Annotated in this window: 20 protein-coding genes; 12 read left to right on the top strand and 8 right to left on the bottom strand. The window is 55.6% G+C overall.

Annotated features, from left to right (window positions below; all coding sequences use genetic code 11):
* The 4 genes from CPT76_RS03630 to CPT76_RS03610 all read right to left on the bottom strand — a co-directional run.
* On the bottom strand, positions 1-716 hold a 716-nt coding region (locus CPT76_RS03630; protein ID WP_105441955.1), incomplete at its 3' end, for an aminoglycoside 6-adenylyltransferase.
* A 708-nt stretch (positions 717-1,424) separates the two neighbouring features.
* Positions 1,425-1,853, bottom strand: a complete 429-nt coding sequence (locus CPT76_RS03625) for a DUF5301 domain-containing protein (protein WP_105441954.1) — start codon at positions 1,851-1,853, stop codon at positions 1,425-1,427.
* Between the two features lie 1,192 nt (positions 1,854-3,045).
* Positions 3,046-3,939, bottom strand: coding sequence for a carbohydrate ABC transporter permease (locus CPT76_RS03615; RefSeq protein WP_105441952.1), 894 nt, complete (start codon positions 3,937-3,939; stop codon positions 3,046-3,048).
* Positions 3,940-3,960: 21 nt separating this feature from the next.
* Complete coding sequence (locus tag CPT76_RS03610; protein ID WP_105441951.1) at positions 3,961-4,932, bottom strand: ABC transporter permease; 972 nt, start codon at positions 4,930-4,932, stop codon at positions 3,961-3,963.
* A gap of 187 nt (positions 4,933-5,119) precedes the next feature.
* Here CPT76_RS03610 and CPT76_RS03605 point away from each other — a divergent pair, with 187 nt between their 5' ends.
* The 5 genes from CPT76_RS03605 to CPT76_RS03590 all read left to right on the top strand — a co-directional run bounded on the left by CPT76_RS03605 (position 5,120) and on the right by CPT76_RS03590 (position 12,473).
* Positions 5,120-6,286, top strand: a complete 1,167-nt coding sequence (locus CPT76_RS03605; protein WP_258168057.1) for a response regulator — start codon at positions 5,120-5,122, stop codon at positions 6,284-6,286.
* Positions 6,244-6,666: a helix-turn-helix transcriptional regulator gene (locus tag CPT76_RS38850; RefSeq protein WP_258168056.1), complete on the top strand. Its 423-nt coding sequence runs from the start codon at positions 6,244-6,246 to the stop codon at positions 6,664-6,666. The genes CPT76_RS03605 and CPT76_RS38850 overlap by 43 nt, the downstream gene beginning before the upstream one ends.
* Positions 6,635-8,449: a cache domain-containing sensor histidine kinase gene (locus tag CPT76_RS03600; protein WP_105441950.1), complete on the top strand. Its 1,815-nt coding sequence runs from the start codon at positions 6,635-6,637 to the stop codon at positions 8,447-8,449. Before CPT76_RS38850 ends, CPT76_RS03600 begins: the two co-directional genes overlap by 32 nt.
* Positions 8,450-8,588: 139 nt before the next feature.
* Positions 8,589-10,214, top strand: a complete 1,626-nt coding sequence (locus CPT76_RS03595) for an ABC transporter substrate-binding protein (RefSeq protein WP_105441949.1) — start codon at positions 8,589-8,591, stop codon at positions 10,212-10,214.
* A 132-nt stretch (positions 10,215-10,346) separates the two neighbouring features.
* Complete coding sequence (locus CPT76_RS03590) at positions 10,347-12,473, top strand: alpha-galactosidase (RefSeq protein ID WP_374954599.1); 2,127 nt, start codon at positions 10,347-10,349, stop codon at positions 12,471-12,473.
* A gap of 250 nt (positions 12,474-12,723) precedes the next feature.
* Here CPT76_RS03590 and CPT76_RS38230 read toward each other — a convergent pair whose 3' ends face one another.
* Positions 12,724-13,875, bottom strand: a complete 1,152-nt coding sequence (locus CPT76_RS38230; RefSeq protein ID WP_258168055.1) for an AraC family transcriptional regulator — start codon at positions 13,873-13,875, stop codon at positions 12,724-12,726.
* 193 nt (positions 13,876-14,068) lie between these two features.
* On the opposite strand from CPT76_RS38230, the gene CPT76_RS03580 reads away from it, so the two are divergent.
* The 3 genes from CPT76_RS03580 to CPT76_RS38840 all read left to right on the top strand — a co-directional run bounded on the left by CPT76_RS03580 (position 14,069) and on the right by CPT76_RS38840 (position 18,361).
* On the top strand, positions 14,069-17,410 hold the full coding sequence (locus CPT76_RS03580) for a DUF5107 domain-containing protein (RefSeq protein ID WP_105441948.1): 3,342 nt from the start codon (positions 14,069-14,071) through the stop codon (positions 17,408-17,410).
* Between the two features lie 359 nt (positions 17,411-17,769).
* Entirely contained in the window at positions 17,770-17,967 is a 198-nt protein-coding gene (locus CPT76_RS38845; RefSeq protein ID WP_258168054.1) for a hypothetical protein, read from the top strand.
* The gene (locus CPT76_RS38840) at positions 17,933-18,361 is read left to right on the top strand and encodes an aldose 1-epimerase family protein (RefSeq protein WP_258168053.1); all 429 of its coding nucleotides are present in this window, start codon (positions 17,933-17,935) and stop codon (positions 18,359-18,361) included. Before CPT76_RS38845 ends, CPT76_RS38840 begins: the two co-directional genes overlap by 35 nt.
* Before the next feature lie 218 nt (positions 18,362-18,579).
* Here the strand turns inward: CPT76_RS38840 and CPT76_RS03570 are convergent, their stop codons facing one another.
* Complete coding sequence (locus CPT76_RS03570; RefSeq protein WP_105441947.1) at positions 18,580-19,704, bottom strand: cytochrome P450; 1,125 nt, start codon at positions 19,702-19,704, stop codon at positions 18,580-18,582.
* A 276-nt stretch (positions 19,705-19,980) separates the two neighbouring features.
* Entirely contained in the window at positions 19,981-20,559 is a 579-nt protein-coding gene (locus CPT76_RS03565) for a TetR/AcrR family transcriptional regulator (protein ID WP_105441946.1), read from the bottom strand.
* A gap of 223 nt (positions 20,560-20,782) precedes the next feature.
* Here CPT76_RS03565 and CPT76_RS03560 point away from each other — a divergent pair, with 223 nt between their 5' ends.
* Positions 20,783-21,076 carry a hypothetical protein gene (locus CPT76_RS03560; protein ID WP_105441945.1) on the top strand — a complete coding sequence of 98 codons (294 nt, stop codon included), beginning with the start codon at positions 20,783-20,785 and terminating at the stop codon, positions 21,074-21,076.
* A 186-nt stretch (positions 21,077-21,262) separates the two neighbouring features.
* Positions 21,263-22,768, top strand: coding sequence for a serine hydrolase domain-containing protein (locus CPT76_RS03555; RefSeq protein WP_105441944.1), 1,506 nt, complete (start codon positions 21,263-21,265; stop codon positions 22,766-22,768).
* A 44-nt stretch (positions 22,769-22,812) separates the two neighbouring features.
* On the opposite strand, the gene CPT76_RS03550 is transcribed toward CPT76_RS03555, so the two are convergent.
* Entirely contained in the window at positions 22,813-23,157 is a 345-nt protein-coding gene (locus CPT76_RS03550; RefSeq protein ID WP_076175611.1) for a winged helix-turn-helix transcriptional regulator, read from the bottom strand.
* Positions 23,158-23,303: 146 nt separating this feature from the next.
* Between CPT76_RS03550 and CPT76_RS03540 the strand changes: the two genes are divergently transcribed.
* Together CPT76_RS03540 and CPT76_RS03535 are read left to right on the top strand one after the other, a co-directional pair.
* Positions 23,304-24,464, top strand: a complete 1,161-nt coding sequence (locus CPT76_RS03540; protein ID WP_258168052.1) for an aldo/keto reductase family protein — start codon at positions 23,304-23,306, stop codon at positions 24,462-24,464.
* 57 nt (positions 24,465-24,521) lie between these two features.
* A partial coding sequence (locus CPT76_RS03535) for an NAD-dependent epimerase/dehydratase family protein (protein ID WP_146116146.1) occupies positions 24,522-24,993 on the top strand: 472 nt, incomplete at its 3' end.

The following is a 24,993-nucleotide window of genomic DNA, read 5'->3' as shown; positions in this document are numbered from 1 at the left end:
CGTTCCAAGCATCTTCGTATTGGCCTTTTGGATAGGTGGCCAAAGCTGTTCCCAGCTCGATTCGGAATGTATCCCTTTAAGTACTTCCCGTTTTTGCCGGTGCTCACCGAGAACCTGGTAAGGAAGCCGGCCTGCCATTCGAGCATCTTGACCAGCATCTCCCGGATGATGTTCAAATGGTCGAGCGCATACAGGATCTCCTGTCTCCACAAGCCTTTGGCGACGTAGGGCGAGACCCACCAAAACTCGTTGCAGCAGTCGGCAAATAATTTAGCGGTCGGCTGCTGTACCCAATACCCCTGATCCGTAGGCTCCGCCAGCTGCGGCAGGCTCTGGTCTTTGTCGAGCAGCACCACGGCCAAGCGGTCACCGCCGTTCCAGTCATCCTTTTTATCGATCGGGCAAAGGGTCAGGTCAATCCGATTGCCATCCGTGAACAGCATAAGATACGGATAAAATCCGTCCATAGCCGGAGGAACGAGCTTCATCTCCTCCGGTTTTTGCATGACGATCCGGTCGCCGAATACGTTAACCCAGTCGGGATCCTGGATAAAAGACCCCACATCAGTCACGACATATACAATATCGTAATCCTGAAAAACATCCTTCGGCGCTTTCGGATTCGTGCGCGAGCCGTTCATCCCAACGGCCCGGATACGCTCGTCGCTTTTGGCTACATTCAAAATCAAATCCAACATTTCTCGTTCGCTTCTCATCCCGGGTACAGCCTCCCTTTTTTATATTAATTTGGAGTTGGGTCATGCTTACAAGAGGCGGTCCACGAATTCGGATGCTCCAGCGAACGACGAGTTCACGTTACAAGTGGTCAAGCAGCTTCTTCATGATGATTGTCCTCCTTTTTAGTGGTGGGTGCATCATCGTTAGAACGGAATTGTAAGGATCATGACAGGCGGTATGCCGCCCATACCATAATTACTGACATCTTACCACAATTTGGGGAGGGCGGGAAAACGTGCTGTTCAACTTGGGTGAATTTTCCTGAAGCAAATATCGGTAACATTCCGTTTGATAACCGGACCGTCGGGTGGTCAACGGATAGTCCAAAAATCTGGATTATATAGGGGACAGCTGAATGGTCTGTGATAAAGCGAGTTCACAGTTATTTAGACTGTCTACATATGATGAACAAATTCAGATTTTGTCTTTTAAATTGTGGACAGAAGTACATATCTTTTCCAAACTGTTGAGTTCAATATATAGTAAAAATATGTGGTAATAGTACTAGATACAGGGATTTTAGAGTCGATCCGCCAGCAGGAGAATGTAATGTATCGAGTCCTTCTTTTGTAAGACAAAGTATGAAATTGTCCATTGAGGAAGGACGGATTTGATCCTTACTGAGGTGGCCAAGAGGCAACTGCTTTTCATTTCACAATAAAAGGGGCCGGTCATGCAAACAACAGTTATTTAAATACATTTCGAATAGCTGCAGTATCGAAGTCGTTCGTAATTTTGTATGACCTAGATGCTTTTTTAGGCACGGCGGCGTTGTATTCGAAAGTATTTATATAGTCGTTGTCATAGAGAGTCAGCCCGTAAGCACTTCCCTTGTCCTTTGTTTTCAGGGTTATCCAGTAGGATTCGGTAAATTGAATGTCTGATGATCCGGACTTTTTTAATTTCGCCGCAGAAAGTGAGTTTAATATTTCATTGATTTCTTCCGAATTCGTTACATTTTTGGTGTGCTCACCCTGCTGATCGCGTTTGATGATTTCAATGGACGCAACACGGTTGGTATCGAGCTTATACAGTACAGCTTCTTGGAGCGTTAAAGTTTTTTGGTGAAAAGTAGAAAATCCCCAAGCCGACCACGATGAGGACTGCGGCCGCAAGGTATACGAGTCGATTCATCACTTTATCCCCCTTCGTTCTGACCAATCATGTAAAGTATGCTGCAGATTTAAAAATTTACTTTTACCCCCAATTCTATTAATAATGAGAGGCATAAATCAAGCGATAATTTGTTTCTATTAAATTAGGTTTAAATTAGGTTGCCTAAAGCAACCTAAGGAACGACCAATCGAGTCAGATCTGTTTCAGGGAAACACTCCATATGAGAAGCCTGCAGCCGTCGGCTTTTTTTAAAGGCGTGGTTGATTTCGGCTACTCGGAAATCCCGACCTTGGGGTTGAACATGCCCCCCTACACAAGCCTATCATACCCTGATATCCGAACAAGGATTTGCCGCTGCGCGTTCCTCCTTGTTCGGATAGTTCAACTACTCCGGTGGCGCGGTGCGCCTGACGGAGTAGTTGAATGAACAGGGGAAGCATGATCGAGAAGGTGATCGATATGATACGCATGTTCCAGGTGGCAAGCCTAACGGCTGGTGATTAAACTAAAGGGAGCGAATCCAAGATGACATGATATCTTTCAACTTTGCTCTATACATGGATGCAATAAAACAATGGCTTTAAGCAAATCAAAGCAGCCTGGCCAAAGGCCAGGCGCTGATCAGTCTATTCCTTCCCCATCGTGAGATGGGGAAGAGGCCCCTCCCACTCACGAAACGTCTGGGTTTCGCCAATCATCCCCCGGACTTGTGGTTTCCGAGTCCAGCCAAGTTCGCCGTACCAAAACACAAAGCAGCCTGGCCAGGGGCCAGGCGCTGATCATTCTCAAGCGAGTTCACGGTCAAAGCCGTCCGGAACGAGCCTATTCCTTCCCCATCAAGAGATGGGAAGGGCCTCACAAACGTGGAAGTCAACGGAAAAGTGGCTCCAAGAGGAGGCGGGGAATTGGGGTGGAAAGTCTACGTGCCGCCTTTGAGACCGGGTTCCAACCACCTTATCAATTCGAAGGAACCCGGTCTCAACAGCGGCTGAAACCCCAATCCCGCCCCTCCCACGCACAAACATCTGGGTTTCCTCCACTCACTCACCACTCGCACTCACTCCACGCGCCAAACGTCTGGGTTTCGCCAGCCATCTAGACAGCTTGGCCACAGCCAAGCCACTCACAAATACACGCTTCGTCGACATGCCACATTCGGTTTTGCCATCCCCGCACACACCCAGTCCTTCCTCAGCTCTTGATCGCCCCCATCATGATCCCCTTCACAAAATACCGCTGCACGAAGGGATATACGAGAATGATCGGCAGCGTGGCGACCATGGTCACCGCCATCCGGATGCTCTCGCTCGATACCGGGATGCGCTTGGAGCTTTGGGCCAGCTGCTGGGCGTCGGACATCATGCTGGCCGTCTGGAACTGGTTCAGGATCTTGACCAGCACGGCCTGCAGCGTCTTCAGCTCCGGCTTGTAGGTGTACACGTAGGAATCGTACCACGAGTTCCAGTGGCCGATGGCCAGAAATAGCCCGATAGTGGCCAGCACGGGAACGCAGAGCGGCATGATGATGCGGAAAAAGATTTGCAGGTCGTTCGCACCGTCGATTTTGGACGATTCCTCGATCTCACCGGGGATTTGCTCGATAAAGGTCCGAACCAGAATCATCAGAAACACGCCGATCAGGCCAGGGAAAATATACACCCAGAATGAATCGATCAGCCCGACGGATTTGATGACCATATAGGTCGGAATCAGGCCGCCGCCGAAATACATCGTGAACACGAAAAAGAAGGAGAAGTATTTCCAGCCGATCAGGTTCCGTTTGCTGAGCGCGTAGGCCAGCATGGAGATGCAGAAGATGGACACAGCGGTGCCGACGACCGTCCGCAGCACGGTGATTTTGATGGCGCTCCAAATTTCCGGGTTGCGGAAGATGGTCATGTAGCTTTCAAAGGTCGGCACGCGCGGCCAGAAATACAGCCCTCCTTTTAACGTGTCCGTCGCGTCGTTCAGGGAAATGATGAAGATGTTCCAGAACGGATAGAACGTCGCCAGGAAGATGATGGCCAAAAAGACGTACAGTGAGGCATCGAACAGATGCTCGGGGACCGTTTTGCTGTTTTTCATATCGTAAACCTCCCGGGTCGATTAGAATAAAGACTGGCCGTTGAGCCGCTTGGCGATGCCGTTGACGATGATGACGATGATAAAAGCGACGACGGAGCTGAACATACCGACGGCGGAGGCATAAGAGAACATGCCGTTCTGAATACCGTAGCGGAACGAATAGGTAGACAGCACATCGGAGTAGTCGCGCGTCAAATCGTTGCCGAGCAGGAAGTGCTGGTCAAAGCCGGCATTTAGAATGCCGCCGAGGGCAAGGATCAGCAAAATGACGATCGTCGGCTTCAGGTGCGGCAGCGTGATGTAACGGATCTGCTTGAAACGGCTGGCACCGTCGACCTTGGCGGCTTCGTACAGCTCCTGGTTAATGGAGGAGATGGCGGCCAGATACATGATCGAGTTGTAGCCCATGTCCTTCCACGTGTTGCCGATCGCGACGATCCACCAGAAGTAGGAGCCATGCTGCAGGAATAAAACGCTCTCACGCGTAATATGCAGAAACTTCAATATACCGTTGATTGCGCCGTCCGAGGACAGCAGCGTCACGATAATATTGGCCGCAATAACCCAGGAAATAAAGTATGGCAGGTACGATGCGGTCTGCACCGTCTTTTTAAAGCGAACACTGCGGATTTCGTTGATGGCGATGGCAATGAGGATTGGCATCGGAAATGAGAACAGCAGTGTAATTAAAGTCGACGCCAGCGTGTTGCGCATGACGATGAGAAAGTCGCCGTTGTTGAAAAAGTACTGGAACCACTTGAATCCGACAAATTCGCTGTGAAACAGCGTATGCCAGAAGCCGCCCAGCGTCGGCTGGTAATTGACAAAGGACATGTACAGCCCCACCATGGGCGTATAAGCGAAGATGAGCGCCCAGACGATCGCGGGCAGCATCATGAGGAACAGATACTTCTGTTGTTTGACGGTCACCCACAGCTTGCGCCGGGGGATCGGGAGCTCCGATCTTTTCTGTAAAGCCAGTTCGGTTTTCATAGGGGGCACCTCGCATCTTAAGTTAACTCAAATTATAAAACCCGCAAAAAATGAGTGTCGATACGCCATTGTAACGAAAGATGCTTGAAAATGACTTACATTTGTAAGGACCCGTAGTTAAGTAACGGGAAACCACTATAATAATAGAGAATGTAGATGCAGCAAAAGGGGACTGGAGGGGTAGACCATGTACAGCATTTTTCTGGTGGACGACGAAGAGCTGGAGCTTGAGATGATGAGGGACTATATTCGCTGGGAAGAAATGGGGCTCTATGTCGCAGGCACGGCCGTCAATGGACGGGATGCCGTGGAGAAGATCGAGGCGATCCAGCCCGACATTGTGCTAACCGACGTGCAAATGCCGCTGATGAACGGCCTGGATCTGGCGCGGCATATAAGGGAGCGTTATGACTGGATGCAGCTCGTGTTCCTGACGGGGCACGACGAATTTGAATACGTCAAATCGGCCTTGAACGTGGGAGCCGTCGGGTATTTGCTAAAACCGCTCGATCTCAGTGAAATTGTAAGCGTTATCGAAAAAGTAAAGCATCAATGCGAGGAAGTGCGGATGAAGAACCGTTCGATCCGCGTGACCCGCTCTCATATTTTGAAGGAGCTGGTCCATGAATCCGATGCGGAGCGCACCGGAAATCTGGCCGCCAGCTTTCGCCGGCTATCGCGCCACCCGGAGGGTCAGAAGTACGCATTGGCCATGCTGCAGCTGGACGGCATCAGCGCCGAGGCACAAAGCGTATCCGTGGAAGACGGACGCGACCAGGTGTCCGAGCTGATCGGGGAATGGCTGGCCGAGAAACGAATAGACGCCGACATCGTCCTGTTCAAAGAAGACGAGATGGGCCTATTTATGGACGCTGCGGCCAAGCCGGGTGAGTATGGTTGGAACGACCTGCTGGAGCGAGTTCGGCAATCGCTGCATTTTACGGTAACGATCGCCACGGCGCCGCAGGAGGAATCGTTGACGGGAATTCAGGCGCTGTACCGGCAAACACGGGTCATATTAGCGGAGCTATTTTACACGGGAAAGGGAAAAGTGATCGGGCCGGAGGACGTTCAGCAGTCCAAGGGTGGGGAGACGCCGGTGCTTGCGGAGAAGGAATGGATCGAAGCGCTGGACGGGCATGATCTGAACCGGGCGGGTGAGATTTTAAGTGAGCAAATCACCAAGCTGGTGGCGCTGAGGGTTGTGAAAAACGGGTGTGCGGCGCGGCCATCGGCTGGATCGAGCACCTGCTGGAGCATATTCACGAGCCGATTGCGGAAAGCCATAAGCGTGCGGAGCTGTATCATACCGTGTACGGCTGTCAAACCATTTACGAGATTGAAGCGCTGGTGATGGACTACGCCAAGCAGGCGGCGGACTCGGTCCGGCAGCGGTTTGCGGACAAGAACGCCAAGCTGGTGCATCAGGTGCGGACGATGATCGACCAGAACTTCCATCAGCCGATTACGATTAACAGCCTGTCGGACCAGGTGTACCTGTCGCCGAACTACCTGCGTTCCATTTTTAAAGAGAAAACGGGGATGACGATTCACGACTACCTGACCCAAATCCGCCTCGACAAGGCCAAGGCTTACCTGGCGGACGAATCGCTGAAGGTGCAGGACATCGCCCAAATGGTGGGGTACGAGAGCACGTCTTACTTTATTTCTTTATTCGTAAAAAACCAAGGAGTCACGCCGAATGAATACCGAAAACATCTCCTTCTGGGATAAACTCGCCGCGCGCATTCCGTTCACCCGAACGGGCAGGCTGGCCCGCCCGCGCCTGCGGCACAAATTTTTCCTCATCTTTCTGATCGTCATTATTCTGCCGTTCTCCATCCTGATCTATTATTCGTATACGTCGACTCGCAGCACGATTACGGAGCAGACCTATACCGCGCTCAATGTGACGTTGGCCCAGATCAACACAAACGTGGAGAAACGGCTGGAATATTACAACCAGCTGTCGAACATTTTGTACATGGATGCCCAGCTGCGCAATTATTTATCGACGGATTACGAGCAGGCCTTTTATTATTTGGATGCTTTTCAATATATCAACCGCACGCTGCCCTCGCTGGTGACGCTGAATTCCAACATTCAGAACATCACGATTTTTACGGACAACAAAACGCTGTACTCCGACGGCCAGTACGTGAAATATATGGAGGAGCTGCCCGCCGAAATCAAGGAAAAGGCGCTGAAGGCCGCCGGAAGTACCGTTTATACCCATACGGATGACTACACGGCGCCGGATGCGCATTTTACGCTGGCCCGTTCGCTGAGTTATTTCAGCCTGCAGCATCCCTACGGCATTTTAACGCTGGACATCAGCGACAACGAGCTGTATTCCCTCATTAAGATGGAAAACAACAACAAAAGCGTCTACATTATCGACGAAAACGGAAGGATCATCAGCACGGGGGATCAGAACCTGGCTTCCAGCCTGCTGTACGACCTCTATCCCATTCAAACGGAGCTGAGCGGGAAATCGGGTCATTTTGACTTAAAAATGAACGGGCAGGAGCGTTTTTTCACCTATAACAAGCTGAGCAACGGCTGGAGTACGGTCATTACCGTGCCGTATGACGAGCTGTTGTCCAACACGAACAAGGCTACGGGAAAAATCATCTGGTTCTCCGCGATTACGATCAGCATCGCCATTCTGCTGCTGTATTTCACCACCAAGGTGCTGACCAAACGGATCGAAGTGCTGCTGCAGCAGATCCGCAAAGTAGAACGGGGCGACTTCCGCCTCTCCATCAAACCGATGGGGCATGACGAGATCGGCCAGCTGTCCTTTGCCTTCAATAAAATGGCCTCAACGATCCAGAATCTGATCCAGGATGTGTACGTGAAGGAAATCGCCATGAAGGAGTCGGAGCTGAATACGCTGCAGGCGCAGATCAATCCGCATTTTCTGTATAACACACTGTCGTCGATCTCTTCGCTGGCCTTGAAAGAGGGGGCGGGGCAGGTCTACCGCATGGTCAACTATTTGGCCAAGTACTACCGGGTGTCGCTGAACAAGGGAAAGCGGATCATCCTGGTGGAGCAGGAAATCAATCTCGTCAAAAATTATGTGGCGATTCAGGACATCCGCTTTCGGGACAAGCTGCATATGCACTACGACCTCGATGAAGAGCTGTTCCAGCGGACGACGATCAAGCTGATTTTGCAGCCTTTTATCGAGAACTGCATCAACCACGCGATGTGGGACGAGTCGGGCGTTAACATTAACGTCAAGCTGAAGCGGAACGGGCGTGACATGCTGCTGCAGGTCATTGACGACGGCGCCGGGATGACGGCGGAGCAGTTGGACCAGGCGATGCAGAAGAGCGACAGTCCTTCCGGAGTTTCCGGATACGGAATCAAAAACGTGGATGACCGCATCAAGCTCACTTATGGCGGGGAATACGGGGTGTCCATGTTCAGCAAACCTGGAATCGGCACCGCCGTCACGATCCGGATACCGCTCGATCCGCCTCCGTCTGCCGCAAAAGCACCGGGATGAGGAGCCGCGTTGAAACGATGAAAGACGTTTTCCATTATGAATTGTAATATTGCGTTATAGCTAATTGAACTCCCCGTTTTTACAATTAGACATGTATTCGGGAACAAGAATATGACGACTTCAGAAAGGGGTTCAGGCAATGAAAACGATCAAAGGGATTCTCGCGGCAGCCCTCGTTATGACAGCGCTTACCGGTTGCGGCGGAGGAGGCGGCGAGAAAGCGGCATCCGGTGATGACAAAGGCGCGGCCGCGGACAGCAATGCGCCGATCACGCTGACGTGGTTCGATAAAAATACGGGGGATGCGTTCAACAACCCGGTGGCCAAAGCGATTACGGAAAAGACCGGCGTCACGGTCGAAATTCAGCAGCCGACCGGCAACCCGGTGGAGAAGCTGAACCTGATGCTGGCGAGCGGCGACCTGCCGGACGTCGTCATGCTGGACCGCGGCAGCGACATCATGAACAAATATATTTCATCGGGCGCGATTATCCCGCTGAACGATCTGATCGACAAGTACGGTCCGCATATTAAAGAAATGTACGGCGACACCCTGGCCAAAACGAAAAACGACGACGGGAAAAACTATTATTTTGCCAATTGGTACGGTCTGGAGAAATATCCGGTCTTCGGCTTTATGATGCGTATGGATATGATGAAGGAGCTCGGCGTCGGAGATAAAGTGAACAACGGCGAGCCGTTTACGGCGGAAGAGTTCGAGAACCTCCTGGTGAAGTTCAAGGAGAAATATCCGACGATCGACGGCAAGGAATCGATCCCGATGACGCTGAACGGCGAAAATATCGGCAGCGTATCCGGCACCTTCAAAGGCATGTTCGGCATGATGCCGTATTATGAAACGAACGGAGAGCTGAAGAAGGACATCCGCGATCCACGTTACCTGGAGATGGTGAAATTCCTGAACTCCTTGTACCGTAAAGGACTGCTCGACAAGGAATGGGCGACGATGAAAACGAAGCAGTTCGAGCAGAAGCTGGCGGGCGGCAACGTGTTCGCTACGGCCGAAGCGTTGTGGAACGTGGGCAACCCCAACTCGCTGCTGAAATCGGAGGCGTCCGATCCGGCCAAAGCCGACGAGCGCCAGTTCTATCAATATAAAGTGCTGGCTCCGGGCGTGAGCGCCGACCAGACGACGTACGGTCCGAAAAGTTCCCTGGGCTGGGACGGCGTAGCGATCACCCGCTCGAACAAGGATCCGGAACGCACGATGAAGCTGCTGGACTTCCTGGCCAGCGAGGAGGGACAGTACCTCCTGATGTGGGGCGTGGAAGGCAAGGACTGGGATATGAAGGACGGCAAGCATGTGCCGCGTCCGGAAGTACTCGATGCGTTCAAGAAAAACTGGGATGAGGCATCCCGGACAACGGGCATCCGCAAATGGACGTGGATGATCAAGAACGGGCCGGGCTCCGACGGCACGCCTTACGACCTGATCGGCCGCTTCCAGTCCGATCCGGTGACCGATCTGGCGATTAAAAACCTGGCCGACACCTCCTTTGACACCGCGCCGTACGACAACCTGGGACCTGCGGGCGGCACGCCGGAAGCAATCATGGATACGAAGGTCAACGATACGATCAACAAATATTTTCTGAAGATGGCCCTGGCTCCGACCGAAGAGCAGGTGACCGAGCAGTACAACCAAATGATGAAGGAAGTCGAGGCGGCTGGCCTCTCCAAACTGGAGAAAATCTACACCGAGAACTATAAGAAGCGCCAGCAGCTGTGGACGGAGTCTAAATAACGCAAGCGGGGGAGGAGAAGACGGCCTTTGTCTTTGGCCTCCCTTTTTTTGCCGGGGCGCAGGCCGTGATGGCTTGCACGCCCGAAGTTAGCGGGAAACGATCCATTTTCAAACGGTAAAGGATGAGGGACGATGGGAAATGTAGACATGCAGTTTGAGTTTGAGGAAAAAAGCCGGATCTTTACGATTCATACGAAGCGCAGCTCCTACGTGTTCGGGATCAATGAACGGGACCGGCTGCAGCATCTGTATTGGGGCGAGCCTGTCACGATCGACGACTGCGCGCCGCTGCTGCGAGGGCGGTCGCACAGCTCCTTTGACGCCGAAGTGGATATGGAGGCCGAGGAGTTCAGCTTTTGGGGCGGGGTTAACTATGACGAGCCTTCCCTGAAGGTGCGCATGCCGGACGGCGTCCGGGACCTTTCTGCCGGCTATGTGCGTCATGAAATCCGCGAGGAGGACGGCCAGCAGACGCTGATCATTGTGCTGAGGGACCGGGTCTACCCGCTGGAAGCCCATCTGCTGTACCGGGTCATTCCAGAATATGACCTGATTGAGCGTTCCGCACGCATCGTCAATACCGGCGGGGAGGACATCGTCCTTGAGAGCGTCCAGTCGGCTGCGTGGAGCCTGCCGGACCTGCGGGATTACCGGCTGACGCATGTGACCGGCAAATGGTCGGGCGAATTCCAGCTCCGCCGCAACGTGCTGAGCGAGGGGAAAAAGATGCTGGAGTCGCGCAGAGGCTTTACCGACAGCCACGCCAACCCGTGGTTTGCCGTCGATGAAGGCCAGGCGACGGAAACGGACGGCTGCGTCTGGTTCGGGGCGCTCGCCTGGAGCGGCAACTGGAAAATTACCGCGGAGAAAACGGTGTTCAATCATGTCCGGGTGACTGGCGGGATCAACGATTTCGACAGCGAGTGGGTGCTGGGAGCCGGCGAGTCGTTCGATGCGCCGTGGTTTGTCGGCGGGTACACGGCCGGCGGCTTCGGCGGCATGAGCCGGAATCTGCATCAGTACCAGCACGCGTACGTGCTGCCAAGCTCTGAGCCGCGCAAGGTGCTGTACAACTCCTGGGAGGCGACGTATTTCAACGTGAACGCCGCGGACCAGATGGCTCTGGCCGAGCGGGCGGCGCGGATGGGTGTCGAGCTGTTCGTCGTCGACGACGGCTGGTTCGGCAAGCGGAATCACGACCGGGCCGGACTGGGCGACTGGTACGTGAATAAGGAGAAGTTTCCGAACGGTTTGGGAGAGCTGATCGGCAAGGTTCACGAGCTTGGCATGGAGTTCGGCATCTGGGTCGAGCCGGAGGCGGTCAATCCGGACAGTGACCTGTACCGGGCGCACCCGGATTGGGTGTACCATTTTGAGACGCGGCCGCGGACGGAGCTGCGCAACCAGCTGCTGCTGAACATTTCGAAGCCGGAGGTCAAGGCGTATATCCTCCGGTTCATGACCGAGCTGCTGCAGAACCACCGCATCAAGTTCATCAAATGGGACATGAACCGCACGGTCACCGAGCCGGGGATGAAGGGCCATCCGCTGCACCGGCAGAAGGAGCTGTGGATCCGCCACGTCCACAGCCTGTACGAGATTTGGGAGGAGCTGCGGCGCCGGTTCCCGCATGTGGAATTCGAGACGTGCGCGGGCGGCGGCGCGCGGATCGACCTCGGCATCTTCCGGTATGCCGACCAGTCCTGGCCGAGCGACAACACCGACGCGTTCGACCGCTTAAGCATCCAGGAGGGCTTCTCGTACACGTATGCGCCGCGGATGATGACCTGCTGGGTGACAGAATCGCCGACAGGCATGAACAAGCGGAATGTGTCGCTGAAGTACCGGTTCCACAGCGCGATGATGGGCACGCTCGGCATCGGCTCCAACCTGAACGAGTGGAGCGACGAGCTGATCGAGCAGTCCGGCGAATTCATCCGCCAGTACAAGGCGATCCGCCCGCTTGTGCAGTTCGGCCGCCAGTACCGGCTGGCCGATCTTCAGCACAAGGGCGTCACCGCCGTGCAGTACATCGATGAAGCCGGCACGGACAGCGCCGTGTTCGCCTTCCTGCATTCGCAGCGCCTCGGCGAACCGCTGCCGCGGCTGCGCCTGCAGGGGCTGCAGGCGGACCGGGCATACGCCATCGAGGGGCTGCCTGGCAGCTGGAGCGGACGCGCGCTGATGAACATCGGGATTGAGCTGCCGCTGCGGGGTGATTTTGACAGCCTGCTGTACCGGGTGACGGCGGTGGAGTAGGCGGGTGGTGGCTGGTGGTCGGTAGCTGGCCGGCAGGTTATAGGCCGCCTCAGCTGATGGAGCTCACCAGCGGTAGTTTGCGAGCCGGTTCTGGGTCAAAAGGCGATGACCCATTCAGCCGCATGAACTGAAGAGAGTGGACGTAAGGACGCCCCCGGGGAAATTGCCCGGGGACGTCTTTTTCTTATAGGGCAGGACGTAGTGCTGAGCCGAGTTACTTGAGACAAAGAAGACACCTGGCTCCCCCATCTCATCCCTTCCGCGTCCCCCGGTATTCCGAGGGCGACTTGCCCATGATTTTTTTGAACAGGCGCGAGAAGTAGTAGGGGTCCTGAAATCCGAGCCGGTGGCTGATTTCCTTCACACTTTGCTGGGTGAGGTCCAGGTGCCTGCAGGCCAGCTGGATTTTCAGCCGCAGGTAGTAGTCGATCGGCGAATAGCCGGTCGCCTCCTTGAAGCGCTGGGTAAAATGCGGAACCGACACGCGCGCCTGAGCCGCAAGCTGCTTCAGTGTGACGGTGCCCTCCAGGCGGTCCATCATATACCGCACCGTTTGCGTGATATCGTGCTGGCTGTGGCGGAAAATCCCATCCTGCGGCTGCAGCCGGCACAGCCTCAAAATCGCCGCAAGGTGATGCGCCAGCTGCGATACATAAATGATATGGTTCAGCGTATATCCCTGCTCCAGCAGCGCATATCCTTCCTGGAACAGCTCCGTCAGCTGGCGCGCTTTGTCCGGAGGCAGGGTGACGGGAAGGGAGGCGGCGGTTTTAACCGGACGGGAAGGCGGCTCTGTCAGGTCCCCGCCGTCCGAGGTTCCCGGTGCACCCACGCCTAGGGCGGTCTTAACGTCTGATAGCCCCCCTATCGCGCCAGCGCTCGCACCGATATTCCATTCATCGGACTCGCTAACATGCGTAGTGGCTTCCTCGGCCTCTGGCTCATGCCCTGACTCGTGTCCTGACTCGTGCCCTGGACCGAGTCCCAGACTAAATCCCTCAAAAAACGCCTCTGTCTGCTCCCCCTTGAAATGCCACCAGTAAATGCTCCACGGATGCTCCTCTGACGAGCCATAGGCGTGGGGAGTCCGCGCGGGAATCACGACGGCCTGGCCCTGGCCGACCGGCTGCGCCCGGCCGCTTCCCAAGCGGTACCAGCCTTCTCCTTCCATGCAAAATATGACGATGAACGCTTCGCTGCCTTCGGGCCGCTCCCGGTAATGATGCAGCGCGCGCGGGAAGTATCCGGTATCGGTCACGTATAGGGGACGGACCAGCGGATGCGACGACGCCTCAATCAGAATATGATCCGGCAGGACGATGAGTTTCTCGGATTTGAATCCGTCGGGTTTTCGTATCTTTTCCATAGTATTTACTATGGTTTGGACCGTGTCCTTTGTCAATGGAAACCTCCCTCTCAACACGCCCTATCAACACTGAAAAATCATAATATAATCTATCATTCCCATGAGATCGTGAATGGAGGGCGTCGCCGCTTCCTTTTAAGATGAGGATAGAGTTTTGAAAGGTTCCCGAATGCAGACATCACCATTGCCAACTATACAAGCGTCCAAGCGAAAGAAAGGATGAGTCAGCATGGCCAAAGCGCCTGAAGAAGTAAAGGTATGGGAGGAGCGGGTGGAAATCCCGACTTACGAGGCAGGCAAGCCCGATCCGAACCCGATGTTTTTGGAGAAGCGAGTGTACCAGGGAAGCTCGGGACGGGTCTATCCGCTGCCGGTTATCGATAAAATTTACGACGAAAAAGTTTCGAAATCGTACCGCATCGTCTTCCTGGAAAACGAGTACGTGCAAATCCAGGTCATGCCGGAGATCGGTGGACGGATTTACCGGGCGGTCGACAAGACGAACGGGTACGACTTTGTCTATCATAACCAGGTGATCAAGCCGGCGCTGGTGGGCCTGGCCGGACCGTGGATATCCGGCGGGATCGAGTTCAACTGGCCGCAGCATCACCGCCCGAACACGTTCGGCGAGGTGGAGCATACGATCGAACGCAATCCGGATGGAAGCGCAACGGTATGGGTCGGGGAAATCGACCGCATGTACGGCACCAAGGTGACGACCGGCTTCACCCTGCATCCGGGCAAAGCCTACCTCGAAATTCAGGCCCAGCTGTACAACCGGACAGCGGCGCCGCAGACGTTTCTGTGGTGGGCCAACCCGGCGGTTGCGGTCAACGACCACACGCAGTCCGTGTTTCCGCCGGACGTGCATGCGGTGTTCGACCACGGCAAGCGCGACGTGTCCAAGTTTCCGATCGCCACGGGCACGTATTATAAAATGGACTACTCCGCCGGCGTGGACATTTCCAAATACAGCAACATTCCCGTTCCCACCTCCTACATGGCCTATCACTCGGACTATAATTTTGTCGGCGGTTACGACCACGGCGTCGGCGCAGGGCTGCTGCATGTTGCGAACAGGTATGTGTCGCCAGGGAAAAAGCAGTGGACCTGGGGACACGGGGAGTTCGGCCAGGCATGGGACCGCAATCTGACGGACGAGGACGGTCCTTACATCGAGCTCATGACCGGCGTCTACACCGACAACCAGCCGGACTTCAGCTGGCTCGCGCCGTACGAGGAGAAGAGCTTCAAGCAGTATTTTATGCCGTATAAAAAGATCGGTCTGGTCAAAAACGCCTCCATCGACGCGGCCGTAAACCTGGAGACGGCGGACGGGCAGGCATTAGTTCAGGTCTACGCCACCTCGGTGTTTGAACAAGCGCGCGTGCTGCTGAAGAGCGCCGGACAGATCGTTCTGGACAAAATCGTGAAGCTGTCGCCGAGCGATGTGTTCCAGGCGGAGGTGAACATTGGCGCCGAAGTCCGGGAAGAGGAGCTGCGGGTCATCGTACTGGACGTGGATGGAAGGGAGCTGGTCTCCTACCGGCCGATGCCGAAGATGATCGAGCAGGTTCCCGATCCGGCCAAAGCCATCGAGGCGCCGGAGCAGCTGCCTAGCACCGAAGCGCTGTATTTGGCGGGACTGCATCTGGAGCAGTACCGGCACGCAACCCGTGAGCCGGAAGCTTATTATTTGGAGGGCTTGAAGCGGGACCCCGGCGACATCCGGCTGAACAATGCTTACGGTCTGCTGCTGCTGCGGAGGGGATGCTTGGAGGACAGCGAGGTGTATTTCCGAAAAGCGATCGAGACGCTGACGCGCCACAACGCCAGGCCGTATGACAGCGAGCCGTTCTATCATCTCGGCCAGACGCTCAAATGGCAGGGCCGTCTTGAAGAGGCATACGCCGCCTTCTACAAGAGCGTGTGGACGGGAGCATGGCAGGCGGCGGGATACTTTGCCCTCGCGCAGATCGCCTGCGGGCAGGGGCAGTACGACGAGGCGCTCGAGCTGGTGGACCGTTCCCTGAACGTCCAGTACCGCCATTACAAGGCCCGCCATCTGAAAAGCGTCATCCTGCGGAGGTTGGGCCGCGCCGTAGAGGCCGAGACGCTCGTGCGGGAGACGATCCGCATCGATCCGGTGGAATTCGCGGCCCGTAACGAGCTGATCGCCGTATACCGCGAAACCGGCCGGACGGCTGAAGCGCAGGAAGCGCTGGACGGCCTGGCTAGCCTCATGCGCGGCGATGCGCACAATTACATCGCTTTGGCTCAGGATTACGCCGATGCCGGCCAATACGCGGATGCGCTTGAGGTCCTGGGCCGCATCGCAGCACCGGACCAGCCGGGTGTCTACCCGATGGTCCGCTATTATCAGGCGAGCTGGAGCCGAAAAAACGGACAGGATGAGCAGGCGGCCGCTTATGATGAGCAGGCTGCTGCGGCGGATCCGGCGTACTGCTTCCCGAACACGCTGCACGATTACGCCGTGCTTCAAGAAGCGGCGGCTCTGCATCCGGGAGATGCCAAAGCAAGGTATTACTTGGGCAACCTGCTCTATGACAAAAAGCGCCATGCCGAGGCGGCCGCGTGCTGGGAAGCTTCGGTGGCGCTGGACGGCAGCTTTGCGACGCCTTACCGCAACTTGGCGCTCGCCTATTACAACAAGCTGAACCGCCCGGTGGACGCGCAAGCAGCGCTGGAGACGGCGTTTCAGCTGAACCCGGCGGACGCGCGCGTTTTTTACGAGCTGGACCAGCTGTACAAAAAGATCGGCCGCCCGCCGGAGTCCCGGCTGCAGGCACTGGAAGCGCACCGCGAGCTGGTAGTGCTTCGGGATGACCTATACCTCGAATACTTAACGCTGCACAATACGCTGAACCGCCATGAGGAGGCGCTCAGCCTCATTCTGGCCCGCAGCTTCCATCCATGGGAAGGCGGGGAAGGCAAAGTGCCGGCCCAATTCGTGACTGCCCGTGTCGAAATCGCCAAAAGGCTGCTGAACGAAGGCCGGGCGGAGGAGGCCGCCGAGCAGCTGCTGCTCGCAAAGCAGTACCCGCTGAACATCGGCGAGGGCAAGCTGGAAGGCGTCCAGGAGAACAATATCGACTATTACCTCGGCGTTGCGTACGGCCTGCTCGGCCGGCAGGAGGAAGCGCAAAATGCGCTGCTGCAGGCATCGCAAGGGCTGGAGGAGCCGGCAAGCGCCATGTATTACAACGACCAGCCGCCGCACATGATTTTCTACCAGGGCGCTGCCCTGCGCAGGCTGGGGCGGGAAGCGGAAGCGCGGAGCCGCTTCAACAAGCTGGTCGACTACGGGGAAAAGCATCTGTTCGACCGGCCGCAAATCGATTATTTCGCCGTGTCGCTTCCCGACTTCCTCGTGTTTGAGGACGATCTGCACAAGCGCAACGAAATCCACTGCCATTACATGATGGGACTTGGGCAGCTGGGTCTGGGCCGATTTCGGGAAGCCGAGGAGCATTTCCGGCAGGCGCTGGCGCTGGAGCCGCATCATCAGGGGGCTGCGCAGCATCTTGAATTATGCCGCACAGGAATATGACGTCTCAGACCGAGGGGAAAGGGGGCGAAAGATGAGCTGGACACCGCACCAAATCAACGGCTTTAACGCCTGGACGGGAAGGACCTCCGCGATGGAGGTCACCCTGCTGCCGGAGCTCGGCAGCAAAATGGTCTCCCTCCGCAACCGCCTGACCGGCCGGGAATGGCTCGCACCGGCAGGCGGAGCGCTGGGGAACCGGGCTACGCCAGCTCCTTCGCGGACAGCGACGGAAGCGGATGGGATGAAATGTTCCCGAGATCAACGTATGCCGGTATCCGGAGCATCCCTGGAACTGGTCCATTCCCTGGAAGGCCGAGGGACATGGAGATCACCTATCATGCTGCGTGCACGGCGTGAGGATGCCGTACCGGCTCGAGAAGACGTATTCTTTTGCCGCAGAGGACCGGCTCCGGATCGACTATCAGGTGACCAATCTCAGCCCGTTCCCGTTCGCGTTCCTGTGGGCGGCCCATCCGCTGCTGCGGATCGAGGAAGGGATGCAGATCATCGTGTCCCGAAGGGTTGAGCGGGATTGCCGTCTCCTATTCGGAACGTGACAGGCTTGGGAAAAGGGGGGATCTGCTGGCGTGGCCGCAGCCCTTTTCGAACCAACCGGGATGCCGCCTGGACCGCACGGGACGCCGTGAAGAGCGGACGGCCGAGAAATTTTATTTTACGGGTGAGCTGCCGGAAGGAAAGGCTTCCGTTTATGATCCGCTCAAGCAGGAAGGAATCACCTTTACGTTTCCGAAGGAGAAGGTGCCTTACCTGTCGGTGTGGGCGAATTACGGCGGCTACCAGGGGCAGTATCATCTGGCATTGGAGCCGGCCACGGGCTTCTTGGACGACTTGGCGCATGCCATGAAGCGGGATGCCGCAGCAGCTGTCGTGGAGGGCGGCGGCAAGTATGGGTGGCATTTGGAAGTGAGCTGGATGGAAGCCAAGCGGTGAGAAGAAACGAAACCGGGTGGCTGAACGACAAACCGATCGTAATCCGGACCATTGCGGCAGGGGATTCGATTAACGGAAGCCCGGCGCCGAAGGGCAGCAGGAGTTCAGTCGATAGCTGCGGATTCCCGATCCGTGGATTTCCTTTGCGTCAGCCGACAAAAATCCTGCACCCTCTCCAGGGATGCAGGATTTTCTGTTTTTTTTATAGCTCAATGTATCTATGTCAAAATAATCGGCAGTTCCTTCAGCGCGAACATCATCATGCTGTCCATTCGCGCCAGCTCAGCGGAACGGTCGCGGCGGTATTCGGGAAAACGGGCAAGCAGCGTTTCGATCGCGATTTTGGACTCGAGGCGGGCAAGCTGGGAGCCGAGGCAGTAATGGATGCCGCTGCCCAGTCCCAGGTGCGGGTTCGGATTGCGGTGGATATTAAATTCCTCCGGACGTTCGAACACCTTCTCGTCATGGTTGGCCGACGCCATCCAGATATGGACGAATTGACCTACTTTCATCTCCTGGCCGCCAAGGACGGTATCCTGCTTCACGCGGCGGAACATGACCTGCACCGGCGAGAAATAGCGGAACACTTCCTCCAGCGCGCCGGGAATGAGGCTGCGGTCGGCAAGCAGCTGCGCACGGACGTCCGGCAGGGTGTCGATGCCGAGCATCGCCGAGGAGATCAGGTTGGTCGTCGTTTCGTTGCCAGCCACGAGGAGCAGGATGCAGAAGCCGATGATCTCGAGGTCCGTCAGATGCTCATTGTCGATTCGAGCCTCGACCAGCTTGGTGACCAGATCGTCCTGCGGATGGCGTCTGCGGTCCTCGGCAATTTCGGAGAAGTATTCGCTCATCTCGCGCTGGCACTGATAGAAATCTTCGCCGCTGTCTCCGACCAGGGCGTCGGACCAGGCTTTGAATTGTTCGCGGTGGTCCAGCGACACGCCGAGCATCTCGGCGATGACGACGATCGGCAGTGGGCTGGCAAAGTCAGCGATGGCGTCCATCCGCCCCTTTTTCTCCGCTTCGTCCAACAGCGAGGTGGTGATCGACTGGATTTTGGGAGCCAGCGATTCGATGACGCGCGGCGTGAACGCCTGGGTCACCAGCCGGCGCAGCTGCCGGTGCTTGGGCGGATCCTGCCGCAGAATGCTGTGCTCCAGCGGGTCCTCGGAGTCAGGGAAGGCCGACGAGGAAAAAATATCGTGATTCGTAAATACCGTCTTTACATCGTCATATCCGTACACGTTCCAAACTTGCCCGTCGTTGGACTGGACAACGGGGGAATCCCGGCGCATCTTTTTATACCATTCCAAAGGGAGCAGTCCATTTGCATTCCATTCCATGAAGCAACACCGTCGCTTTCTTTTTTAGATGAGAACAACCTAAATTTTAGGCAAAGCTGGCTTATCGATCATTGCGCTGGAGAACTTCCGATCCATGAGGTCTGTCTACAAGTAAACGAGGTTTGTCTGCTGGAGCTGATCTTTTTCTGGATGAGTTGATTTCCTAAATAAGTTCTGTGTCTCGGTCTCTCTGCTTCCTAAAAAGGTCTTCTGTTTAACACGCTGCGATCTTTTGAACTGACTGGTCAGTTTGATGTGGGCAAAAAAAGGTCCTGCTTAATCAAGCGACTTAAACAGACCTTCGGCGACGACCGTGAATACGAAGCTTTCCAGGTCTTCGCGGCTGTACTCTTCCTGGTGGCTCAAATAATAATTGCATGTGCTTTCCAGCATGCCGATCGTACTGGCTGCAGCCAGGTCCGCGTCGACGTCGCGCATAACGCCGCCCTCGCATTGGGCTTCTTTAAGAATGCCGGCCAAAAAGCTTAAATGCTCGCGACGGAGCTGCTTCAGTTCATCCAGCACATCGGGCTCAATGCCGTTGGAAATTTCGTTGAACACGATATGGGCAAAATGGCGGGAGTCGAGGAACAAGTCCAGATGGTGGCGGAGAACCCGAAGGATCTGCTCTTTGATCGGAAGCGCGGAGCTAAGGTCGGTTTTCGTCCGCTCCATGATGTCCTCGAATCCGGCTTTTACCACGGCTTTGAAGAGCTGGGACTTTCCCGGAAAGTTGTAGTACAAGGTGCCTTTGGCGACCTGCGCCTGCTGGGCGATCTCATCCATGCTGGCCCGGTGGTAGCCGTATTCGGAGAAGACGCGGGTGGCTGCGTGCAGAATCTTTTCTTTGCTCACGGTGGTGTATCGGTCCTTTCCATCTCATTCGTCGGTTGGACGGGATTAATCTGACTGGTCAGTTCAAAAACAACATAACACGCTGGGAATATTTAGTCAACTGACCCGCATCGATGGGTGGGGAAACGCCCGATTTTTAAAGGTATGAGATAGAATGAAACCTGATATGTTATACTGAGCATAAATTCAATTTAGGAGTGATCTTCTGAGAAAGAATAAATCCATGTCCTTTGACGATCTGCTGATGGAATTGAAAGGCCAAAAATCGGCGCAGGAAGAATCCGGCCGCATTGCCCTCGACAAGCTTTTAAACGGCTCGTTTATGCGCAAGCATTCGTCGTTTGCCAGCTTTCAGGAATTTTTGGAAAATGGCAATTTTCACGCGGAAACCCAAGAAGAGTTGAATAAAATACCGGATGAGCTGCTGGATCGGCATGTGTCCCGGCAGACCGACTTTAAGGATTGGAAAACCATGCTGGAACAAGCGAATGCGGATTATGCCGCGAATAACGGGTAGCCTATCCTGCGTTCGCGTGGATAGATCAAGAGAGGATCAAGCTTTGCGCTTGCTCCTCTTTTTTGTGGCATTCCAGCATGCAACTTCGTAGTGTTCAACTTAACTCTTTCTTAAGGATTGTCTTTAACTTCTCTTTCGTTTTGGCTCCTATACTGGGCTTACGATACAAGAGGAGGAATTCAATTCATGATGAAGAGTAAAGAAAAGCGGAGGTCCATAGCCTCCATATCCCGAAAAATGATACTCGTGCTGCTCCTGGCAGCCGTCTTCTCAGGAGCCTATACCAGCTTGGCGTCAGCAGCTCCCAAGCTTGAGACAGGCCGGGAGGATCAGATCGACCGGTTCATCGAGACCCGCATGCATCAGAACCGGATTCCCGGATTGTCTGCCGCGATTGTCCACGACGGCGAAGTCGTATACTCAAAAGGGTACGGGCAAACCGGAAGCGGTGCAGCCGTCACGCCCGACACGCCGCTTCCGGTCGCTTCCCTGAGCAAGTCGATCACGGCGCTGGCCGTCATGCAGCTGGTTGAAGCGGGGAAGATCCGCCTGGAAGACAAGGCGGCGGACCTTCTTCCGTCCTTCCGGATGGACGATCCGAGGGGGAAGGAGATCACGGTGCGGCAGCTGCTGAACCAGACGAGCGGTCTGGCCGATACCGTGTTTCCGGAAATGGCATTTTCGGCGCAGCCCGCTTCGCTCGGCGAATCGATCGCCCGGTTGAAAGGGGTCAAGCTCGCCAGCGACCCGGGAACGGCGTTTCATTACCATAACACCAATTATCAGCTGCTCGCGCTGATCGTGGAGACGGTGAGCAAGGAGCCTTTTCCGGACTATTTGCAAAAGCACATCTTTGCTCCGCTGCACATGGGCCGTACGACGGACGCCGCGTTGACCAGTTCCTTTAAAGAACCGGGCAACATGCTGCTCTATTGCCAGCCGGTCGCCTTGAAGGAACCGGATTGGTTCGTGGAGGGAGCCGCAGGGAATATCTCGACCGCAAACGATATGGCACGGTGGCTGATGCTGCAGCTCGGCGGGGGGACTTATGGGGGAACACGTCTGCTCAGCCCGGAGGGTATCGCTGCAATGCGCGAGGTTCCCGCCGGTGTGGAGAGCCGTTACGGTATGGGATGGACGGTGGACGGTGCAAGGTTAAGCCATAACGGCATTTTGTGGACGTATCAGGCGGATCAACTGCTGATGCCGGAGAGCGGCTATGGGATCGTCATCCTGTTTGGCAGCGGTTTGAATGCGCTGGTTAACTATGGCACCTTTGCTTCAGGCATTGCCGACATTTTGAGTGAGGAGGAGCCGCAAAAGTCAGCGATTTCCGTAGGCATGATCGAAGCGGGGATCGCGCTGCTGACGCTGCTGACCGTTCTGCTGTGGGTGCGGGGATTCTTTTTCCGCTGGAAGCGGTGGGAACACAAGGCCCGTCAGCGCCGCGTTTGGCTGACTTCGCTGCGGATGCTCGCCACCTTGATCCCGCTTGCGATTTTCATCAGCCTGCCGCAGATCCTGACCTTCGTTGGCGGCGGGAGAGTGCTGAAATGGGAGCAAATTTTCCTGCTGATGCCGAGCGTCGTGATTTGGCTGGCGCTGCTGTCGGCGTTTGGCGTGATCGGCTTCGTCCGCAAGGCCTTCTACATGGTTGCGATATTACGGGAACACCAAAAAGCCCAGGCCTAGTGCCTGAGCTTTTTTCTTGATGACATTTCCGAAACGTGAGCTGCTTAAGTCCAGCGGGCCGCCCACAGCTTCATTTCATGGCAGATGACATGCAGGTCCTGTCCCTTAGGCGTGAGCGAGTATTCCACCGTCACCGGTACGGTAGGGAATACTTCCCGCTCCAGCACGCCCTGCTCCTCCAAATGGCGCAGCGTACTGGTCAGGGCGCGGGGGCTTACACTGGGGATACGGCGCTGCAGTTCACCAAAGCGAAGAGTGCCGCAAAACAGCTCGCGGATGACGAGAAAGGCCCATTTTCCGCCCAGCACATCCAGTGTTTTTTCAATGTTGCATTCGATATGCGTCGGGTTTTTCGGAATGTAACTGCTCGCTTTTTTGACTGTTTCCATAGACTCTCCTCCTTATATGTATATAACTATACTCTATATAGTATCTACCCTTGATATAATTAAGTGAAAAACATTTCACTTCTTTAAATCATATATGAACTTTTATAGAATGAAAAGGGTAACAGGACAACAAGGAGGTAGATGGAATGAAATACCGGAGACTGGGAAGAAGCGGGCTTAAAGTCAGCGAAATCAGCTTGGGCAGCTGGCTTACATATGGCGGTTACGTGGAACGCGAAAATGCGGTGAATTCGATCAAAACGGCTTACGATTTGGGCATCAACTTTTTCGATACGGCGAATGTTTATGAAAAAGGCGCGGCGGAAGAGCTGGTCGGCAAAGCGCTGAAAGCGTATCCGCGCGAATCCTACGTGCTGGCGACCAAGGCGTTCTGGCCGATGGGCGAAGGCCCGAACGACCGCGGCTTGCGCGCAAGCATATACGGAGCAGGCGAATGCCAGCCTGAGGTGAATTCGATCAAAACGGCTTACGATTTGGGCATCAACTTTTTCGATACGGCGAATGTTTATGAAAAAGGCGCGGCGGAAGAGCTGGTCGGCAAAGCGCTGAAAGCGTATCCGCGCGAATCCTACGTGCTGGCGACCAAGGCGTTCTGGCCGATGGGCGAAGGCCCGAACGACCGCGGCTTGTCGCGCAAGCATATTACGGAGCAGGCGAATGCCAGCCTGAAGCGGCTCGGACATGACTATGTGGACATTTTCTACTGCCACCGCCATGATCCGGAGACGCCGCTGGAAGAAACGCTGCGCGCGATCGACGACCTGGTTCGCCAGGGCAAAGTGCTGTACGTCGGCGTGAGCGAATGGCAGGCATCGCAGATCGCCGAAGCGATCGGCGTGGCCGACCGTTATCTGCTGGACCGCATTGTGGTCAACCAGCCGATTTACAACATGTTCGAGCGCTACATCGAGAAGGAAGTCATGCCGCTCAGCGAACGCGTAGGGATCGGACAAGTGGTGTTCTCCCCGCTGGCTCAAGGCCTGCTGACAGGCAAATACACGTCGGCTTCCGACATTCCGCAGGACAGCCGCGCAGCGAAGCTCGATTGGATGCGCAAAGGCATCACCGAAGAAAAGATTGCCAAAGTGCAGCAGCTTGAAGGCGTGGCCAAAGAGCTCGGCATTTCCGTCGGCAACCTGGCCCTTGCGTGGATTCTGCGCAAAGACAACGTGGCCAGCGCGCTGGTCGGCGCAAGCCGTCCGGAGCAGGTGACGGAGAATGCCAAGGCTTCGGGCATCGTCCTGAGCGAAGACGTGCAGGAACGGATCGAAGACATTCTGAAATAATCGGACCGGCCAAGGGTTCGGCCAGGTTTGAACCGAAGCGAAGAGGAGGCGTTACTTGTGGCCAAAGTCGTCATTACAGGCGGAAGCGGCATGCTTGGACAGTGGGTCGTGCGTCATTTTATCGAGCAGGGGTATGAGGTGCTGAACGTGGACTTCCGGCGTCCCGACGAGAACCTTTGCCCTACGCTGGTTGCGAATCTTGAAGATTTGGGAGAGACCTATGGCGCGCTGGCCGGGGCTGATGCCGTCGTTCATTTGGCGGCGATCCCGGCGGCGCATATCCGCACGCCGGAAGTTACGTTCCGGAACAACGTCATGTCGACGTACAACGTGCTGGAGGCCGCCGCAGGCCTCGGAATCCGCAAAGCAGTGATCGCGTCCAGCGAATCGTCCTATGGCATCGTATTTGCAGTCAGTCCCTTAAGCCCGCAGTACGTGCCCGTGGACGAGGCGCATCCACAGCTGCCTGAGGACAGCTATGGACTGTCCAAAGTGGTCAATGAAATGACCGCCGACATGTTCCACCGGC

The organism is Paenibacillus sp. AR247, assembly GCF_002968895.1.
In the GTDB taxonomy this organism is placed as follows: Bacteria; Bacillota; Bacilli; order Paenibacillales; family Paenibacillaceae; genus Paenibacillus_AQ; species Paenibacillus_AQ favisporus.
The sequence above is the reverse complement of the archived record's forward strand: the minus strand, read 5'-3'. Positions and strand labels throughout refer to the sequence as shown.

What these genes read in the sequence shown, in the direction of transcription:
- CPT76_RS03590 (WP_374954599.1), top strand. Translation starts at nt 10,347, where the DNA reads ATGGGAAATGTAGACATGCAGTTTGAGTTTGAGGAAAAAAGCCGGATC.
- CPT76_RS03570 (WP_105441947.1), bottom strand. Translation starts at nt 19,704, where the DNA reads ATGGAATGGAATGCAAATGGACTGCTCCCTTTGGAATGGTATAAAAAG.
- CPT76_RS03610 (WP_105441951.1), bottom strand. Translation starts at nt 4,932, where the DNA reads ATGAAAACCGAACTGGCTTTACAGAAAAGATCGGAGCTCCCGATCCCC.
- CPT76_RS03560 (WP_105441945.1), top strand. Translation starts at nt 20,783, where the DNA reads ATGTCCTTTGACGATCTGCTGATGGAATTGAAAGGCCAAAAATCGGCG.
- CPT76_RS03550 (WP_076175611.1), bottom strand. Translation starts at nt 23,157, where the DNA reads ATGGAAACAGTCAAAAAAGCGAGCAGTTACATTCCGAAAAACCCGACG.
- CPT76_RS03555 (WP_105441944.1), top strand. Translation starts at nt 21,263, where the DNA reads ATGATGAAGAGTAAAGAAAAGCGGAGGTCCATAGCCTCCATATCCCGA.
- CPT76_RS03580 (WP_105441948.1), top strand. Translation starts at nt 14,069, where the DNA reads ATGGCCAAAGCGCCTGAAGAAGTAAAGGTATGGGAGGAGCGGGTGGAA.
- CPT76_RS03605 (WP_258168057.1), top strand. Translation starts at nt 5,120, where the DNA reads ATGTACAGCATTTTTCTGGTGGACGACGAAGAGCTGGAGCTTGAGATG.
- CPT76_RS03600 (WP_105441950.1), top strand. Translation starts at nt 6,635, where the DNA reads ATGAATACCGAAAACATCTCCTTCTGGGATAAACTCGCCGCGCGCATT.
- CPT76_RS03595 (WP_105441949.1), top strand. Translation starts at nt 8,589, where the DNA reads ATGAAAACGATCAAAGGGATTCTCGCGGCAGCCCTCGTTATGACAGCG.
- CPT76_RS38845 (WP_258168054.1), top strand. Translation starts at nt 17,770, where the DNA reads ATGCCGTACCGGCTCGAGAAGACGTATTCTTTTGCCGCAGAGGACCGG.
- CPT76_RS03540 (WP_258168052.1), top strand. Translation starts at nt 23,304, where the DNA reads ATGAAATACCGGAGACTGGGAAGAAGCGGGCTTAAAGTCAGCGAAATC.
- CPT76_RS03615 (WP_105441952.1), bottom strand. Translation starts at nt 3,939, where the DNA reads ATGAAAAACAGCAAAACGGTCCCCGAGCATCTGTTCGATGCCTCACTG.